Below are 16,047 nucleotides of genomic sequence, written 5' to 3'. Positions count from 1 at the left end.
GAATGAAGCAAGACTATTTGCCTGAGAGGGTGCTGCGCCTGATGAATACAGGAGACCTTAAAGCGCTTGAGCGTTCCATTGACGAAATTACTGAAATCGCAGAAGGATTCGGACTTGATTTTTATCAGATGCGCTACGAAGTCTGTCCCGCAGAAATTATCTATACATTCGGGGCGTATGGCATGCCTGCCCGCTTTTCCCACTGGAGCTTCGGCAAGCAGTTTTACAAAATGAAGATGCAATATGACCTTGGCCTGAGCAAAATCTATGAGCTGGTGATCAATTCTGATCCGTGTTATGCCTTTCTGCTGAATACGAACAGCCTGATCCAGAACAAAATGATTGTCGCCCATGTTCTGGCTCACTGCGATTTTTTCAAAAACAATGTGCGGTTTATCAATACACGCCGAGATATGGTTGAGAGCATGAGTGCGACAGCCGAACGGATTCACCACTATGAAGAGACCTATGGCAGAAAAAAGGTGGAAAAATTCATTGATGCGGTCCTTGCCATTCAGGAGCACGTGGATCCGCGGATTATCAGGAAGGGCGACTGGCTGGATAATAAACCGGGGAAGCCGGTTAAGAAAAGGCGCCGCCCACTGTCCGCCTACCAGGATCTGTTAAACCTGGATGAACCGGAGGACGTGCCGAAAGAAGAAGAGAAAGCCAAATTTCCGAAGCGTCCGGAGAAGGATCTGCTTTTCTTCATTGAGGAATACAGCAGGATTCTTGAAGACTGGCAGCGGGATATACTGACCATGTTGCGTGAGGAGATGCTGTACTTCTGGCCGCAGCTTGAGACTAAGGTGATGAACGAAGGGTGGGCCTCTTACTGGCATGTCCGGATCATGCGCGAACTTGATCTGACATCCGACGAAACGGTCGAATTTGCCAAACTGAATGCCCAGGTTGTGCAGCCGTCTCAGAGAGGTCTCAATCCCTATTATCTTGGCCTGAAAATCTTTGAAGACATTGAGGAGCACTATAACCATCCCGATGAGAAGATGAGAGAAATGGGGGTTACAGAGGGATCCGGACGCGAGAAACTTTTTGAAGTCCGTGAACTTGAATCCGATCAGTCTTTTATCCGCAATTATTTATCCAAAGAGCTGGCGGGACGGGAAGATCTCTTTCTCTTTGAAAGAAAGGGTGATAATTACACCATCACGGATAAAGACTGGCGAAATATCCGTGATCAGCTTGTCTCCATGCGCGTCAACGGGGGATTCCCGTATATTGTGGTAGAAGACGGAGACTACCATGAAAATGGGGAACTTCTTCTGTACCACCGATACGAAGGGATAGAACTGGATGTTCGTGATATGGAAGGCGTCCTTAAATATCTTGTTCAGCTCTGGGGCCGGCCGGTTCACTTGCATACGGTTATTGAGGATCAACCGACACTTTTCAGCTGCGAGAATGGGGAAGTCAAACGCAAAAAACTTGAGCAATAGAAGCGGGTATCAGCGGGGGGTTCCGGGCGCACAGGACGTGCTTGTGCAGGCGGGATAAAATGTGTCTAATATTTGAACTTTTTAATTGACAAACAGGTTTTCAGTCCGTATGATTAAATTAATCTCAAACAGATAGTTTGAGATCCTCCTCCCAGTTAGGTTATTTATTCACTTGAAGACTGGTCTTCACCATTTCAAACAAACCTGTGCATGGAATTAAAAGTCTGTGAATCTGTCTTTTCATGACAGGCCTTCATGAAAAATATATCGACGATCAAAGATCAAAAACAAAAACTTCTCAGTAACGATCACTATTACCTGTCTGCCATCTTTCAACTGAATAATCGTTTGTCCTTTCATGCCTTCTCAAAAAACAATCCGAGTGGAAAGCTGCGCTCAGCATGGCTTCCTGACGGATGCAAACCGCATGGAATGATGAAAAACATCTGACTTTTTCGCACTATAACTTTTTCGCACAATAAAAAAGAAAATGAAATCATTTTAAGGATGATCACAAGGGCAATTAAGGCTAAGCCATCGCCGGAAGGCATGCTTTGTCAGGTCTTCTTCATGGCTAACAGATCCTGAGGAAGAAAAGGCATGTAAATGAAAGCGATTACATTCGACAAATATTGATATGACCAACCAGATTACGGTACTCAGGGAGGAGCATTCATGCCAATTCATACAGTAGCAGTTATCGGTTCGGGCCAAATGGGTGCGGGTATCGCTCAGGTCATGGCTCAGGGAGGGAAGAAGGTATTACTGAACGACATAACGGAGGAGCGGATTCAGAAGGGAAAGGAGCGTATCGCCGATCACCTTGCGCGATCAGTGAAAAAAGGGAGGATCACTGAAGCCGAAAGAGGAGGGGTGATTGAAAACATTCATGTCGCTGCAGATATTGAGGCAACAGCCAGTGCCGATTTTATTATTGAAGCGGCGACGGAGGATCCGAATATTAAGAAGCGTATTTTCCGGCAGCTGGATCAGCTGGCCGGTCAAAAGGCCATTCTGGCAAGCAATACGTCATCCATCGCGATAACGGAAATCGCCTCGGTGACCCGCCGGTCCGGTCAGGTCATAGGTATGCATTTTTTTAATCCGGTACCGGTCATGAAACTGGTTGAAGTGGTCAGAGGACTGGATACATCGGAAAAGACGCTGCAGACGACCCTGCATCTTGCCGAAGCATTGGGAAAAGTACCTGTTAAAATTAATGATTTTCCCGGGTTCGCAGCGAATCGGATTTTGCTGCCGATGATTAATGAAGCGGTCTATTGTGTCTATGAAGGCGTATCCGGAGCAGAGGAAATCGATCAGGTGATGCGGCTTGGCGCTAATCATCCGATGGGACCGCTTGCCCTGGCGGATCTGATTGGACTGGATACGTGCCTGTCCATTATGGAAGTGCTCTATCAGGGTTATGGCGATCCAAAATATCGACCCTGCCCGCTGCTCAGAAAGTATGTGCAGGCCGGATGGCTCGGCAGGAAAACAGGCAGAGGGTTTTATCACTATGAAAAAGGATGAGTTGATGGATAACAAACCTGTCGAAGTGTCCGTCGACGGTGCAGTCGGTAAAATGACGATCAGTCGTCCAAGCGCGCTCAACGCCCTGAACAGCCGGGTGATCCGCGAGCTGGCAGAAGCCTTTGATACATTTGCGGGCCGCTCCGATATCCGTGCAGTGATTCTGACCGGCTCCGGTGAGAAATCTTTTATAGCCGGTGCAGATATTGGCGAAATGAGCGCCATGAATCCGGCTGAAGCCAGGCAATTTTCAGCAGCCGGTCATCAGCTGATGGCGCAGATAGAACAGTTTGAAAAACCGGTCATTGCCGCGGTCAATGGCTACGCACTAGGTGGCGGATGTGAACTTGCGCTCGCCTGTGATCTGCGGATTGCCAGCCGGAATGCGCGTTTCGGTCTGCCTGAGGTGAGTCTCGGGATCATCCCCGGATTCGGCGGGTCGCAGCGACTGCCGAGACTGATCGGTGAAGCACCCGCAAAAGAACTGCTGCTCACCGGTGTGCCGGTGAGCGCCGAACGTGCTTATCAGCTCGGCCTTGTCTCCGCGATTACGGATTCCAGGCAGGAACTGGATCATCAGGCTGCTCAACTGGCGCGGACCCTTGTCAGCCGTTCACCGGTCGCTGTCAGCCGGCTGAAACAGCTGATCCGGAAGGGCATGGACTGTGACCTTGATACGGCACTTGAACTGGAAATCAAGACATTTGAAGCCTTATTCCATACTGAAGACCGGAGCGAGGGTATGGCGGCTTTTATCGAGAAGCGCCAGCCCCGTTTTCCGGGGAAATAATCAGACAGTAAAATTTAAACCGGATCACCTTCGCCTCATGCGTGTGCTCTGGTTTAAAAGGGTGGATGAATCATGAGAGAAGTGGTTATTGTTGGTGCGGCGCGGACACCCATCGGCAGTTTTGGTGGCGGACTGTCACGGATTTCCGCGATCGACCTGGGTGCTGTTGCAGCCAGGGAAGCGGTGCGGCGTGCCGGTATCTCTGCAGACCGGATTGACGACGTCATCATTGGCAATGTGCTGTCCGCCGGGCTTGGCCAGAACGTCGCCCGTCAGGTCAGCCTGAAAGCAGGCATTCCGGAAACAACGCCCGCACTGACTGTCAATATGGTCTGCGGATCCGGCCTGCGTTCGGTTATTCTCGCGGCTCAGTCGATCGCGCTCGGGGAAGCAGACACGGTTCTGGCCGGCGGAACAGAAAATATGAGTCAGGCCCCTTTTCTGCTCGAAAATTATCGATGGGGTCACAAGATGGGTGATACGCGGACGGTGGATTCCATGCTCAAAGATGCACTGCTGGATGCGTTCAGCCAGAATCATATGGGGATCACGGCAGAAAACATCGCGGAGCGCTGGAAAATCGATCGAGAAAGGCAGGACGCCTTTGCGGTAAACAGCCAGAGGAAGGCAGAAGCGGCTCAGAAAGCCGGACATTTCGATGCAGAAATCATCCCGGTCGAAACGCATGTAAAGCGGGAAAAGGTGATCATCAGCACAGATGAACACCCGCGGCATGGGACAACTCTCGAAAAACTGAGCCGTTTGCGACCTGTTTTTAAGAAAGACGGCACGGTGACGGCCGGTAATGCCTCCGGAATTAATGACGGCGCCGCCATGCTTGTTCTGATGGCACGTGAGGCAGCAGAGGCAGCGAGCCTGGATATTCTGGCCACTGTTAAAGCCTATGCAAATGCAGCACTGGATCCGGCGATTATGGGTTACGGCCCGGTTCCTGCCTCGAAAAAAGCATTGAAAAAAGCCGGTCTGACAGCTGATGCCATCGACCTTTTTGAAATCAATGAAGCCTTTGCGGCTCAGTCGATCGCGGTTCTCGATGATCTTCATCTGGATGAGCAAAAAGTCAATATATCCGGCGGAGCCATCGCGCTTGGGCACCCGGTCGGAGCCTCCGGTGCCCGGATTCTGGTGACCCTGCTCTACGGAATGAGGCGGGCAGGGGCAAGGTCTGGCCTGGCATCCCTGTGTATTGGCGGTGGCCAGGGGACAGCGATGATTCTTGAAAATACGGATTCCTGACAGGAAAATGGCAGCCTGTCATCGTCAACGAAGAATAAAATTGAGCGGCTCAAAGAGGTTTTTAACTCGTACCACTCATTAGGAGGATTCCGATGAAACACCATTTGTTTATTCCGGATCTGCTGGAGAGGGCGGTGAAATATTATCCGGACAAAACGGCCGTCATTGATGGTGACGTTCGCCTGACCTACCGGCAGTTTCAGAAACGTGTCAACCGGCTGTCCAACATGTTGACAGCGCTGGGTATAAAAAAAGGCGACCGCATCGCCTATCTTGCGCCCAACACACTGCAGATGCTCGAAGGCATGTTCGGCGTCATGCAGATCGGCGCAGTGACGGTACCATTAAACACACGACTGATTCCCGCGGATTATGCATATATTTTAAATCACAGCGGGGCCCGTATTTTTCTGGCCGACGGCGATCTGGCGCATCTTGTGGATCCGGTCAAAAAGGATCTGGAATTAGTTGAACATTTTCTGCTCCTTCCATCTCCTGAACGTGATGAAAAGGAGGGATGGACCAGCTATGAGTCTTTCCTGAACCGATTTTCGGATGAACGTCCGGAAATTCCGGAGATGGATGAGCTGGACTTGTCCTGTATCCTGTACACCAGCGGGACGACCGGGCGTCCGAAGGGTGTGATGCACTCACACAGAAGCCTGTTTTTTAATGTGCTGAATTCAATCATTCATCTGCGCGTATCCGATGACGATGTTCTGCTCCATACCCTGCCGCTTTTCCATGTCAATGCCTGGGGCACGCCGTTTACATTTACCGGTATGGGGGCCACTCATGTGATGATTCGGAAAATCGATCCCGCACATATCTTTAATCTTGTCCGCAAAGAAAAAGTCAGTGTGGCCTGCATGGCCCCGACTGTCCTGAATATGCTGATCCATGATCCGAAGGCAAAAGAGGCGGGGAGCGGGCAGAAGGTACGCGTGATCATCGCCGGGTCTGCGCCGCCGCCTTCCTTTGTGAAGCATGTGGAAGAATTTTTAAAATGGGAATTTATTCAAGTCTACGGGATGACAGAAGCAGCGCCGTTTCTCACGGTGTCTCAGGTGAAGTCTCATATGGATCAGGATGATGTCAGTCGCTGGCGGATCAAGGCGAAAGCCGGCATGGCCATGCTGAATATGGATATCCGTGTGGTTGATGAGCAGGGGCAGGACATTGCGACTGATGGATTGCAGATCGGGGAGATTGTTGCTCGTGGAAACAGTGTGATGGAAGGTTATTGGCGCCAGCCGGATGAGACGGATAAGGTACTGAAGAACGGCTGGTATCATACAGGAGACATGGCAACGATTGACGAGGAAGGGTACATCGAAATCGTCGACCGCAAAAAGGACATCATTATCAGTGGCGGAGAAAATATTTCCTCGATTGAAGTGGAAGGTGTGCTTTACAGGCATCCGGCCATTCTCGAAGTAGCGGTGATTGCTGTTCCTCACGAAAAGTGGGGTGAGGTGCCTCATGCCATCTGTGTTTTGAAAGAATCGGCGGGCGCAGGCGAAGAAGAACTGATCTCTTTCTGTAAAGGCTTGCTGCCCTCGTTCAAAGTGCCGAAATCCTTTTCGTTTGTCCGTGAACTGCCAAAAAATGCCTCAGGTAAAGTACAGAAAGTCAAACTGCGGGAACCGTTCTGGGCCGGTAAATCGAAGAAAGTGAACTAGACGCAGCCTGTCATTACAGGTTAAGGAGTGATGATTTCCCATGAATATCTGGGTATGCATGAAACAGACGTTTGATACTGAGGAAAAGATACAGATCAAAGGCGGAGTAATCGATGAAGCGGATGCCCGCTTTGTGATCAATCCATACGACGAATACGCCATTGAAGAGGCGATCAGGATCCGTGATGCACAGGGCGGCGAGGTGACGGTGGTCACCGTCGGACCGGATCGCGCCGAGAGCGCCCTGCGAACCGCCCTGGCCATGGGGGCGGACAAAGCGGTCCTCATCGATGAGGCGACCCTTCCCGGCACTGATGAATTTGTTTTGTCGAAGGTCCTTTCACAACTGATTGGGCGTCATCCATTTGATCTGATCCTCGGCGGCAATTTTGCGATCGACAGCGGATCCGGGCAGGTCGCGATCCGTCTGGCAGAGGAACTGAACATGGCCCATGTCGGAGCGGTCACAGGCTTTCAGCTCAGCGGCAGCCGTTTCACAGCCGAAAGGGACGCGGAAGGAGATACTGAGGTGGTTACCGGTACACTGCCCGTACTCATCACCGCGCAGCAGGGACTGAATGAACCACGCTATCCGACTCTGCCCGGGATTATGAAAGCAAAGAGAAAACCAGTAGAGCGTCTGAGTCTGAGCGATCTGGGTGCAGTGAAGGATCTGGCAGAAAAAACCGCCGTGTCTGAAGTCTTCCTGCCCCCGGATAAAACCGCCGGCCGGATACTCGAAGGTGAGCCGGATGATCAGGTCCATGAGCTGGTGCAAGTCCTGCGTGCGGAGTGCCATCTGGTCTGATCCGCTGCTTCATAACCCCATATCAGGGGCGTTCCCCTGATGAAATGACAAAGGAGGATGAATATGAGCAAAAAAGCACTGGTGTTTGCAGAACAGAAGGGCGGGAAGCTCAGAAATGTGTCTTTTGAAAGTCTGACAGCAGCCAGACGCCTTGCCGAAGGAGGAGAGGTGTCGGCAGTCCTTTTCGGAGACGAAACAGGTGAAAAGGCGCAGGAGCTGGGCCGATACGGTGCCGACCGTGTGTATGTGATCACTCATGACGCCCTGAGAAATTACACACCCGACGCCTTCAGACAGGCCTTGCTGCGGTTGATCGACCATACCGCACCGGATATGATCGCTATGGGACATACCAGCATTGGGAAAGATGCAGCTCCCGGGATCGCCGCCCGTCTCGGACTGGGCCTGGTGACCGATTGCACCGATGTTCGGATAGAGGACGGCGAGCCGGTCTTTGTCCGGCCGATCTATGCCGGCAAGGCGTTCCAGAAGAAAAAGTTTGTGGAACCGAAGTATTTTTTTACAATCCGCCCGAACAATATTCAGCCGGAAGAAGCGGTTCGAATTCCTGAAGTGATTCCTTTTGACGTCGAAATAAAAGATATCCGGACAACGGTGAAAGAAGTGGTCCGGCGAGCTGCTTCCGGAGTGGATCTCAGTGAAGCCGCCGTGATTGTCTCAGGCGGACGGGCGGTTAAAAGCGCAGAAGGATTCAAACCGCTTTACGAACTGGCAGATACGCTCGGCGGGGCAGTCGGGGCTTCACGTGCCGCCTGTGACGCCGGTTACTGTGACTATGCGCTTCAGATCGGGCAGACCGGGAAAGTCGTGACGCCTGACCTTTATATTGCCTGCGGGATTTCAGGAGCGATTCAGCACCTGGCAGGCATGTCGCAGTCGAAAGTGATTGTGGCGATCAATAAAGATCCTGAAGCACCGATTTTCCAGATCGCCGATTACGGCATTGTCGGAGATCTGTTTGAGATTGTTCCGAAGCTGACAGAAGCATTCAGAAAAGTCTTGTCGGAAAAATAATCGAAACAAGCCGGGAGTGACTGCGATGCTGCAGCTGATTCATTTTCTGCTCTTTGTACTGGTGACCGGTTGCGGAATCTATTGGACAGTGAAGGTGATCTGTCATCGTTATGATTATATTAAACTGGGGAAAAAAACGCCCTTCCGCCATGATTTCCGGGAACGGTTCTCCGCTTTTGTCACGCAGGTATTCGGGCAGAAAAAACTATTGAAAGATCCGAAAAGCGGGATTATGCATATCGTTATTTTTTACGGTTTTATCGTGCTTCAGTTCGGTGCGCTGGATATTATTTTCAAGGGATTGTCCGGGCATCACCTGCCGATCCCGGGCTACCCTTTTTTTCTGCTGTCCCAGGAGATAACGGTCGTGCTGGTTCTGATTGCCGTGAGCTATGCTTTTTATCGTCGTTATATTGAGCGGCTGAAAAGGCTGAAGCGAGGCTTTAAGCCGTCTCTGGTTCTCATTTTTATCGCTGCCCTGATGCTGTCGGTGCTGTTCACATCCGGGTTTGACCATCTGCGACAGGACGGAGCACCGGCCCCGCTCACCCCTGTTTCTTCGCTGATTGCGACCGGGTTCCAGGGCCTGTCACAGGAGGCGGCAACAGCATTTTATTACATCGCCTGGTGGATGCATCTATTGATTTTGCTCGCTTTTGCCCTGTATGTTCCGCAGTCCAAGCACTTTCATCTGATTACCGCTCCGCTCAATATCTTTCTGCACCGCACCGATCCTGACGGCAGGCTGCGTTCGATTGATTTTGAAAACGAAGAGGCAGAGTCGTTTGGGGCAGGTCGAATTGAGGATTTTGAGCGAAAGCAGCTCCTTGATCTGTATGCCTGTGTGGAGTGCGGGCGCTGTACCAATATGTGTCCGGCCGCGGCGACCGGCAAGTTTCTCTCGCCGATGCACCTGATCACGAAAATGCGTGATCATTTAACGGAAAAAGGCTCGGCGGTCACGTCAAAGTCGCCCTGGATCCCCGTCGATCTGACAAAGAAAACGGTGCATGCGGTTCAGATGGAGCGCCATTACCCGGGCACCTGGCCGGGAAACCCGCTGTCTCAGGAAGCGGCAGCCCGGGAAGACGCGGACCAGCCGCTATCCGGCGAGGCAACCGGGACGGCCGGGCCGGTCACAGATATCCGTCCCACTCTCCACTGGCAGCACTTCTCGTGGGGAAAGACGTCGGACCGGTCGGCTGAAGATCTGCAGCTGATCGGCGATGTGATTACCGAGGAGGAAATCTGGGCCTGTACCACCTGCCGTAATTGTGAAGATCAATGTCCGGTCGCAAATGAGCATGTGGATAAAATTATTGATCTGCGCCGCTATCTGGTTCTGACTGAAGGAAAAGTACCTCAGGAGGGACAGAGGGCCATGCAGAACATTGAGCGCCAGGGCAATCCGTGGGGCATGAGCCGCAATGACCGGGCAAACTGGATCGACGGCATGGAAGTCCCCACGGTGAAAGAGCATCCTGATTTCGACTATCTCTTTTTTGTCGGCAGCATGGGCTCCTACGACAACCGCAGTATCCGGATCACACGCGCCTTTATCCGCCTGCTCCAGGCTGCCGGTGTCAACTTCGCCGTGCTCGGCAATGAGGAGAAAAGTTCCGGTGATACCGCGCGCCGTCTGGGTAATGAGTTTTTATTTCAGCAGTTGTGTCAGGAAAATATCGCAGTCTTTGAAAAATACAACGTGAAAAAAATCGTTACAGCCTGTCCGCATACGTTTAATACATTTAAAAATGAGTATCCGGAATTCGGGCTGCAGGCCGAGGTGCTGCATCATACCCAGCTGCTGGATCAGCTGATCCGGGACGGCCGCCTGAAACCAGAACATCCGGTCAATGAACGAATCACCTACCACGATTCCTGTTATCTGGGCCGATACAACGGCGTGTATGATCAGCCGCGGGCTATTTTGAAAGCGATTCCGGGCGTTGAGCTGGCAGAAATGAAACGGTCCCGTGAAAACGGGATGTGCTGCGGAGCCGGGGGCGGCATGATGTGGATGGAGGAGACAGCCGGCAAACGCATCAATCTGGCACGAACAGAGCAGGCGCTTGAAGTCAGGCCGGACACCATCAGCAGCGCCTGCCCCTACTGTCTGACGATGATGGACGACGGGACCAGGTTAAAGGGCGTTGATCAGCAAGTCCGGACCCGGGATGTGGCAGAACTTCTTGCAGAATCGGTATTTGGAGCAGAGCAGGCCTGATATCGGAAGACCCGCAGAAGCCCTGCTGCCCGGCAGACATGCAGCACGGTTTAAGACCATTTCAGAAGGGAAGAGGAACATGACTCTAAAAAGAAAGGGAGCTTTTGGTGCGGCCTTTTTGTTTACCGAATCACCCGGCGGTGCTGTGACACCGGAAGGCTTCACGGAAGAACAGATGATGATGGCAGAGACCACACGGCAGTTTATTGAAAAATCGGTTGTGCCGCACGATCAGAAAATTGAGGGACTGGACTATGAACTGACGCTTCGTTTACTGAAAGAGGCCGGATCACTCGGACTGCTCAGCGCCGATGTGCCGGAAGCGTTCGGAGGGCTTGGCCTGGATAAAGTCAGTGCGACCCTGATTAATGAATCACTGGCAAAAGCTTCATCTTTTGCCCTGTCGGCATCGGTCCATACCGGGATCGGCACGCTGCCCATTGTGTTTTTCGGCAGTCCGGATCAGAAGAAAAAATATCTGCCTGAACTTGCGGCAGGCACGAAAATCGCTGCCTACTGCCTGACTGAACCCTCGTCCGGGTCGGACGCACTCAGCGCGAAGACGACCGCGCGACTGTCGGATGATGGAAAATACTACGTGCTGAACGGAGAAAAGCAATTTATCACGAATGCCGGATTCGCCGATATCTTCATTGTTTATGCCAGAATTGACGGGAAGGGTTTTTCAGCGTTTATTGTTGAACGGAACTGGGACGGGGTCAGTCTCGGACCTGAAGAAAAGAAAATGGGTATCAAGGGTTCGTCGACTCGTCCGGTCATCCTCGAAGATGTCCGAGTACCTGCCGGGAATCTGCTTGGTGAGGCCGGACGGGGGCATGTGATTGCATTTAACATTTTGAATATCGGCCGCTTCAAGCTCGCCACGCTCGCGCTTGGCTCAGCAAAAGAAGCCATCGTGCTCTCCACAAAGTTCGCAAATGAACGGGAACAGTTCGGCAGACCGATCGCCAGTTTTCCTCTGATCCGGGAAAAACTGGCAGACATGAACATTCGGACCTATGCGCTGGAAAGTGTAATTTATCGCACAGCCGGGCTAATCGATCAATCCCTCGCAACGCTTGACTACAATAGTCCGGACTCGGGGAAACGGTCTGCAAGCGGCATTGCTGAATACGCTATCGAATGTTCAATCAACAAGGTTTTGGGTTCGGAAACCCTGGATTTTGTAGCTGACGAAGGGGTTCAGATCCATGGCGGCTATGGTTTCATTTCCGAATATAAAATTGAACGAATCTATCGTGATTCCCGCATCAACCGGATTTTTGAAGGGACAAACGAAATCAACCGGCTGGTCATCAGCAGCACACTTCTGAAAAAGGCCGCAAAAGGAGAATTACCGCTGCTTCGCATGCTGGGCACACTCGAATCCGATATCGAAGCACTCATCCGGAAAAAACCGGCGCCCGGAGCATCCGGCACAGAGGAATATCTCGTTGCCGCCTCGAAAAAGATCTTGCTGTATGTCCTCGGACTTGCAACCCGTAAGTTCGACCAGCAACTGCAGCAGGAACAGTTGCTGATAAAATACTTTAGTGACATGATGATCGCTGTCTATACGATGGAATCGGTCCTGATCCGGTCCATGCAAATACAGGGAAAAGAAGACAGACGGCCGGATGTGCTTACAGGCGACATGATGAAGGTGTATGTTCATGAATGTTTTGAAAAAGTCACATCTCTGGCTAAAAAAGTACTGGCCTATCTCGAAAAAGGGGAAACGCTGACCGGGCGGCTGATCACTCTGGACGAGGTGGCTGTGCAGCTGCCGATTGACTCATTAAAACTGAAAATGCAGATTGGTCAACGCGTCGCAGAAGCAGGAAAGTATCTCACCTGACAGGCGCCACTGTAGTTCAGGGAAAACGCACATTCTGAAATGGAATGTGCGTTTTCCCTGTGGCAGCGAACCGGCTATTTCAGCCGGTTTCAGAATATATCAGCCGAATCTCAGCTAATTCAGCCGGTTTCAGAATAAATCAGCCGAATCTCAGCTAATTCAGCCGGTTTCAGAATAAATCAGGGGAATCTCGGCTTTTCAGCCGGTTTCAGGATATATCAGCCGCATCTCGGCTAATTCAGCCGGTTTCAGGATATATCAGCCGCATCTCGGCTAATTCAGCCGGTTTCAGAATATATCAGCCGAATCTCGGCTAATTCAGCCGGTTTCAGAGTATATCAGCCGAATCTCAGCTTTTCAGCCGGTTTCAAAATATATCAGCCGAATCTCAGCTAATTCAGCCAATCTCAGAATAAATCAGGGGAATCTCGGCTTTTCAGCCGGTTTCAGAATAAATCAGCCGAATCTCAGTTATTTCAGCCGGTTTCAGAGTATATCAGCCGAATCTCAGCTAATTCAGCCGTCTTAAGGGTATATCAGCCGAATCTCAGCTAATTCAGCCGTCTTAAGGGTATATCAGCCGAATCTCGGCTAATTCAGCCAATCTCAGAATATATCAGCCAATCGATGGTGCAGGCTCATCCTGCCCCCCAACACGGCCTGTGCGCAGAAAAAGCATTTACCCCGGCCCCGGTCAGCCCTTTTTGTGTGTACATCAGTGTACTTCTCACATCACTGTGTGGCATTCTTTCGCCTGTTAATAAAAATGACAATATATGAAACGGATTGTCTGATTTTCCGTCCTGCCTTCTTTTTTTGGTATAAAATAGAATTGATTTATCATTTTTCAAACAGAGCTGTCAGATAAAGTTACAGGAAAGGAGACAGAGGTTCATATTATTAAAAATAGTCATCAGGAGGGAATGTAAAAATGAAGAAGATTTATAAACGCATCGCTGCCGGTTTGGTCTATCCTGCACTTGCCGTTATCATTTACGCCTTCTTCCAATTACTTGCATTGACCGGTTTCGGGGGATTCAAAGGTGTGGCGGACACATTCGGTTTCTTTCTTCCGTTTACCTTATCTGTCGGCCTTGCTGCAGGTATTTCCCGTGATAACAGCGGTGCTTCAGCACTTGCCGGCTGTGTCGGCTATCTGGTTTTCTGCGCTTCTCTGACCTCTATCATTCAGTCAAAACTCGTTTTTAACATGATCACACCGATTCAGATTGGGGGATCGACAGCTTCGACTCTCAGCTTCTTCTTCCTCTGTGCCTGTATTACCGGAATCACTGCCGGCTGGCTATATAACAAGTTTTATAACATTCACCTGCCTGAATGGCTCGCCTTTTTCGGAGGAAGACGTTTTGTTCCGATTATCACGAGTGTCTATGCCCTTTTTCTAGGGGCGTTTGTCGCACAGATTGTCCTGGCACATATGAACTAAAAAGGGGGGAAAAGCCATGAGAGGTTTGGGTAGTCTGCAACGATTAGGTAAATCATTAATGCTGCCGATCGCAGTTCTTCCTGCGGCCGGTCTTCTGAACAGGCTGGGCGCAGGTGATGTCTGGAATATTCCGTTTATCAACGCCGGAGGGAATGCCCTGTTCAGTTACCTGGCTTTACTGTTTGCGATGGGCATTGCCATAGGTCTGTCTAAGGATGGAAGCGGATCTGCCGCAATCAGCGGAGCCATTGTGTATTTCATCCTGAATTTTGGCGCGACAGGTGTGGATAAAACGATTAACATGGGCGTCTTTGCCGGATTCATCGCCGGATTATTTACGCCGATCCTTTACAACCGATTATATGATAAATTTACAGGAAACCCCTATTTCAATGGGAGGCATGTGGCTATTCTGGTTAATGCAGTGGCTGCGATCCTGCTCGTCCTGCTTTTCGGTCTGATCTGGCCTTACATTCAGAACATCCTGGATAGCGTGAATGGCTGGATTACCTCAGCGGGTGCACTTGGTGCAGCTGTTTTTGGATTTGCCAACCGCATGTTGATCCCAACCGGTCTGCATCATGTTCTGAATACTTATCTGTGGTTTGGTTTCGGAACGTTCCATGAAGCGACGGGGGACATTAACCGCTTTTTCGCGGGTGACCCAAGTGCCGGAACGTACCAGGTCGGCTTCTTTCCGATCATGATGTTCGGGCTTCCCGGTGCTGCACTGGCAATGGTTCTGACCGCGAAAAAAGACAGACGGAAAGAGACTTTTGGCATGATGCTTTCCGTTGCGCTGACGGCGTTTTTGACCGGGATAACCGAACCCATCGAATTTTCATTCATGTTTCTCGCCTATCCTCTGTATGTGGTTCATGCTCTGCTCGCCGGTTTATCCGGCCTGATCACCAATCTGCTCGGAATTAAGCTGGGTTTCAGTTTCAGCGCCGGAGCAATCGACTTCATGCTGAATTTTACCCAGGGGACAAGAGCCTGGGAGCTGATTCCCATCGGGCTGGTCTTCTTCCTTATCTATTTTGTTATTTTCTATTGGGCAATTAAAAAATTTGATATTAAAACGCCCGGTCGTGGAGATGAAAGTTTATTCGCTTTTTCAGGCCCAGGTACGGTTAGTGATCAGGCAGAGATTGATTCAAAAAGAAACACGGTTCAGGACAAATACCAATTTATGGCTGAAAAAATCTTTGACGGCATTGGCGGGGACCGTAATCTTGATCAGATTGATTACTGTACTACCCGTCTGAGACTGAAACTGAACGATACCTCGCAGGTTGATGAACAGTCGATAAAACGTACAGGAGTGCGTGGTGTCTTCAGAATTGATAAAAGAAATCTCCAGATTATCATCGGGACTGAGGTGGAATTTGTTGCGGATGCATTGAAAAAGATGATTGGCCGTCCATCGAATCCTGCCCATTCGAAAGAGGGCGGGAAAAGTCATCCTGAAAACGGGACGGAGCGGGTCTTTGCCCCTGCAACAGGTGAACTCGTACCTTTAACTGACGTGCCGGACCCAGTTTTCTCACAGGGCATGATGGGGCAAGGGATCGCCATCCGACCTGAAGAGGGTATTTTTGTTGCACCGGCAGAGGGAGAGCTGGTTCAATTAGCTGAAACAAAACATGCTTTTGGTATACGGACACGACTTGGAGAAGAAATTCTTGTTCACATCGGGATTGATACCGTGAACCTTAAGGGTGAAGGGTTTCAGACATTTGTAAAGGCAGGCGATCATGTTTCTGTCGGACAGAGAATCATTAAAGGGGATCTGGACATCATCCGCAGTCAGGCAAAATCTGATCTGAGCATCATGGTCGTGACCAACAGTATGGATCACGCATTCACCATTGAATGGAAAAAGCCGGACAGAGCTATTGCCGGAAAAACCCAGCTCTATCAGGCACGCCGGAAATAACTGATCCTCTCGGT

12 protein-coding genes are annotated in these 16,047 nt (G+C 50.7%); all 12 read left to right on the top strand.

The features are described from left to right. Nucleotides 1–41: 41 nt before the first annotated feature. The 12 genes from ABNN70_RS14600 to ABNN70_RS14545 all read left to right on the top strand — a co-directional run bounded on the left by ABNN70_RS14600 (nucleotide 42) and on the right by ABNN70_RS14545 (nucleotide 16,033). Complete coding sequence (locus ABNN70_RS14600; RefSeq protein WP_129928310.1) at nucleotides 42–1,457, top strand: SpoVR family protein; 1,416 nt, start codon at nucleotides 42–44, stop codon at nucleotides 1,455–1,457. Nucleotides 1,458–1,712: 255 nt separating this feature from the next. Continuing rightward, complete coding sequence (locus tag ABNN70_RS14595) at nucleotides 1,713–1,907, top strand: hypothetical protein (protein ID WP_353948213.1); 195 nt, start codon at nucleotides 1,713–1,715, stop codon at nucleotides 1,905–1,907. A gap of 225 nt (nucleotides 1,908–2,132) precedes the next feature. Beyond that, nucleotides 2,133–2,990, top strand: coding sequence for a 3-hydroxybutyryl-CoA dehydrogenase (locus ABNN70_RS14590; RefSeq protein ID WP_353948212.1), 858 nt, complete (start codon nucleotides 2,133–2,135; stop codon nucleotides 2,988–2,990). Next, nucleotides 2,977–3,780, top strand: coding sequence for an enoyl-CoA hydratase-related protein (locus ABNN70_RS14585; RefSeq protein WP_353948211.1), 804 nt, complete (start codon nucleotides 2,977–2,979; stop codon nucleotides 3,778–3,780). The genes ABNN70_RS14590 and ABNN70_RS14585 overlap by 14 nt, the downstream gene beginning before the upstream one ends. A 72-nt stretch (nucleotides 3,781–3,852) precedes the next feature. After that, nucleotides 3,853–5,037 carry an acetyl-CoA C-acetyltransferase gene (locus ABNN70_RS14580; protein ID WP_353948210.1) on the top strand — a complete coding sequence of 395 codons (1,185 nt, stop codon included), beginning with the start codon at nucleotides 3,853–3,855 and terminating at the stop codon, nucleotides 5,035–5,037. Between the two features lie 92 nt (nucleotides 5,038–5,129). Continuing rightward, nucleotides 5,130–6,719 (top strand): long-chain-fatty-acid--CoA ligase, encoded by a 1,590-nt coding sequence (locus ABNN70_RS14575; protein WP_353948209.1) that lies wholly within the window; start codon nucleotides 5,130–5,132, stop codon nucleotides 6,717–6,719. A 40-nt stretch (nucleotides 6,720–6,759) separates the two neighbouring features. Then, on the top strand, nucleotides 6,760–7,527 hold the full coding sequence (locus ABNN70_RS14570) for an electron transfer flavoprotein subunit beta/FixA family protein (protein ID WP_353948208.1): 768 nt from the start codon (nucleotides 6,760–6,762) through the stop codon (nucleotides 7,525–7,527). 63 nt (nucleotides 7,528–7,590) lie between these two features. Next, a complete protein-coding gene (locus tag ABNN70_RS14565) occupies nucleotides 7,591–8,562 on the top strand; it encodes an electron transfer flavoprotein subunit alpha/FixB family protein (RefSeq protein WP_353948207.1) in 972 nt (323 codons plus the stop codon). 25 nt (nucleotides 8,563–8,587) lie between these two features. Beyond that, entirely contained in the window at nucleotides 8,588–10,789 is a 2,202-nt protein-coding gene (locus tag ABNN70_RS14560) for a heterodisulfide reductase-related iron-sulfur binding cluster (RefSeq protein WP_353948206.1), read from the top strand. 79 nt (nucleotides 10,790–10,868) lie between these two features. Continuing rightward, nucleotides 10,869–12,647: an acyl-CoA dehydrogenase family protein gene (locus ABNN70_RS14555; RefSeq protein WP_353948205.1), complete on the top strand. Its 1,779-nt coding sequence runs from the start codon at nucleotides 10,869–10,871 to the stop codon at nucleotides 12,645–12,647. 931 nt (nucleotides 12,648–13,578) lie between these two features. Then, a complete protein-coding gene (locus tag ABNN70_RS14550; protein WP_353948204.1) occupies nucleotides 13,579–14,094 on the top strand; it encodes a PTS transporter subunit EIIC in 516 nt (171 codons plus the stop codon). A 16-nt stretch (nucleotides 14,095–14,110) separates the two neighbouring features. Further along, nucleotides 14,111–16,033 carry a glucose PTS transporter subunit IIA gene (locus ABNN70_RS14545; protein ID WP_353948203.1) on the top strand — a complete coding sequence of 641 codons (1,923 nt, stop codon included), beginning with the start codon at nucleotides 14,111–14,113 and terminating at the stop codon, nucleotides 16,031–16,033. Nucleotides 16,034–16,047 lie beyond the last annotated feature (14 nt).

The sequence above is a fragment of the Sporolactobacillus sp. Y61 genome (genome assembly GCF_040529185.1).
GTDB lineage: Bacteria > Bacillota > Bacilli > Bacillales > Sporolactobacillaceae > Sporolactobacillus.
Note: the sequence above shows the minus strand (reverse complement) of the source record. Positions and strands in the feature narration are given on the sequence as shown.

What these genes read in the sequence shown, in the direction of transcription:
- ABNN70_RS14600 (WP_129928310.1), top strand. Translation starts at nt 42, where the DNA reads ATGAATACAGGAGACCTTAAAGCGCTTGAGCGTTCCATTGACGAAATT.
- ABNN70_RS14595 (WP_353948213.1), top strand. Translation starts at nt 1,713, where the DNA reads ATGAAAAATATATCGACGATCAAAGATCAAAAACAAAAACTTCTCAGT.
- ABNN70_RS14590 (WP_353948212.1), top strand. Translation starts at nt 2,133, where the DNA reads ATGCCAATTCATACAGTAGCAGTTATCGGTTCGGGCCAAATGGGTGCG.
- ABNN70_RS14585 (WP_353948211.1), top strand. Translation starts at nt 2,977, where the DNA reads ATGAAAAAGGATGAGTTGATGGATAACAAACCTGTCGAAGTGTCCGTC.
- ABNN70_RS14580 (WP_353948210.1), top strand. Translation starts at nt 3,853, where the DNA reads ATGAGAGAAGTGGTTATTGTTGGTGCGGCGCGGACACCCATCGGCAGT.
- ABNN70_RS14575 (WP_353948209.1), top strand. Translation starts at nt 5,130, where the DNA reads ATGAAACACCATTTGTTTATTCCGGATCTGCTGGAGAGGGCGGTGAAA.
- ABNN70_RS14570 (WP_353948208.1), top strand. Translation starts at nt 6,760, where the DNA reads ATGAATATCTGGGTATGCATGAAACAGACGTTTGATACTGAGGAAAAG.
- ABNN70_RS14565 (WP_353948207.1), top strand. Translation starts at nt 7,591, where the DNA reads ATGAGCAAAAAAGCACTGGTGTTTGCAGAACAGAAGGGCGGGAAGCTC.
- ABNN70_RS14560 (WP_353948206.1), top strand. Translation starts at nt 8,588, where the DNA reads ATGCTGCAGCTGATTCATTTTCTGCTCTTTGTACTGGTGACCGGTTGC.
- ABNN70_RS14555 (WP_353948205.1), top strand. Translation starts at nt 10,869, where the DNA reads ATGACTCTAAAAAGAAAGGGAGCTTTTGGTGCGGCCTTTTTGTTTACC.
- ABNN70_RS14550 (WP_353948204.1), top strand. Translation starts at nt 13,579, where the DNA reads ATGAAGAAGATTTATAAACGCATCGCTGCCGGTTTGGTCTATCCTGCA.
- ABNN70_RS14545 (WP_353948203.1), top strand. Translation starts at nt 14,111, where the DNA reads ATGAGAGGTTTGGGTAGTCTGCAACGATTAGGTAAATCATTAATGCTG.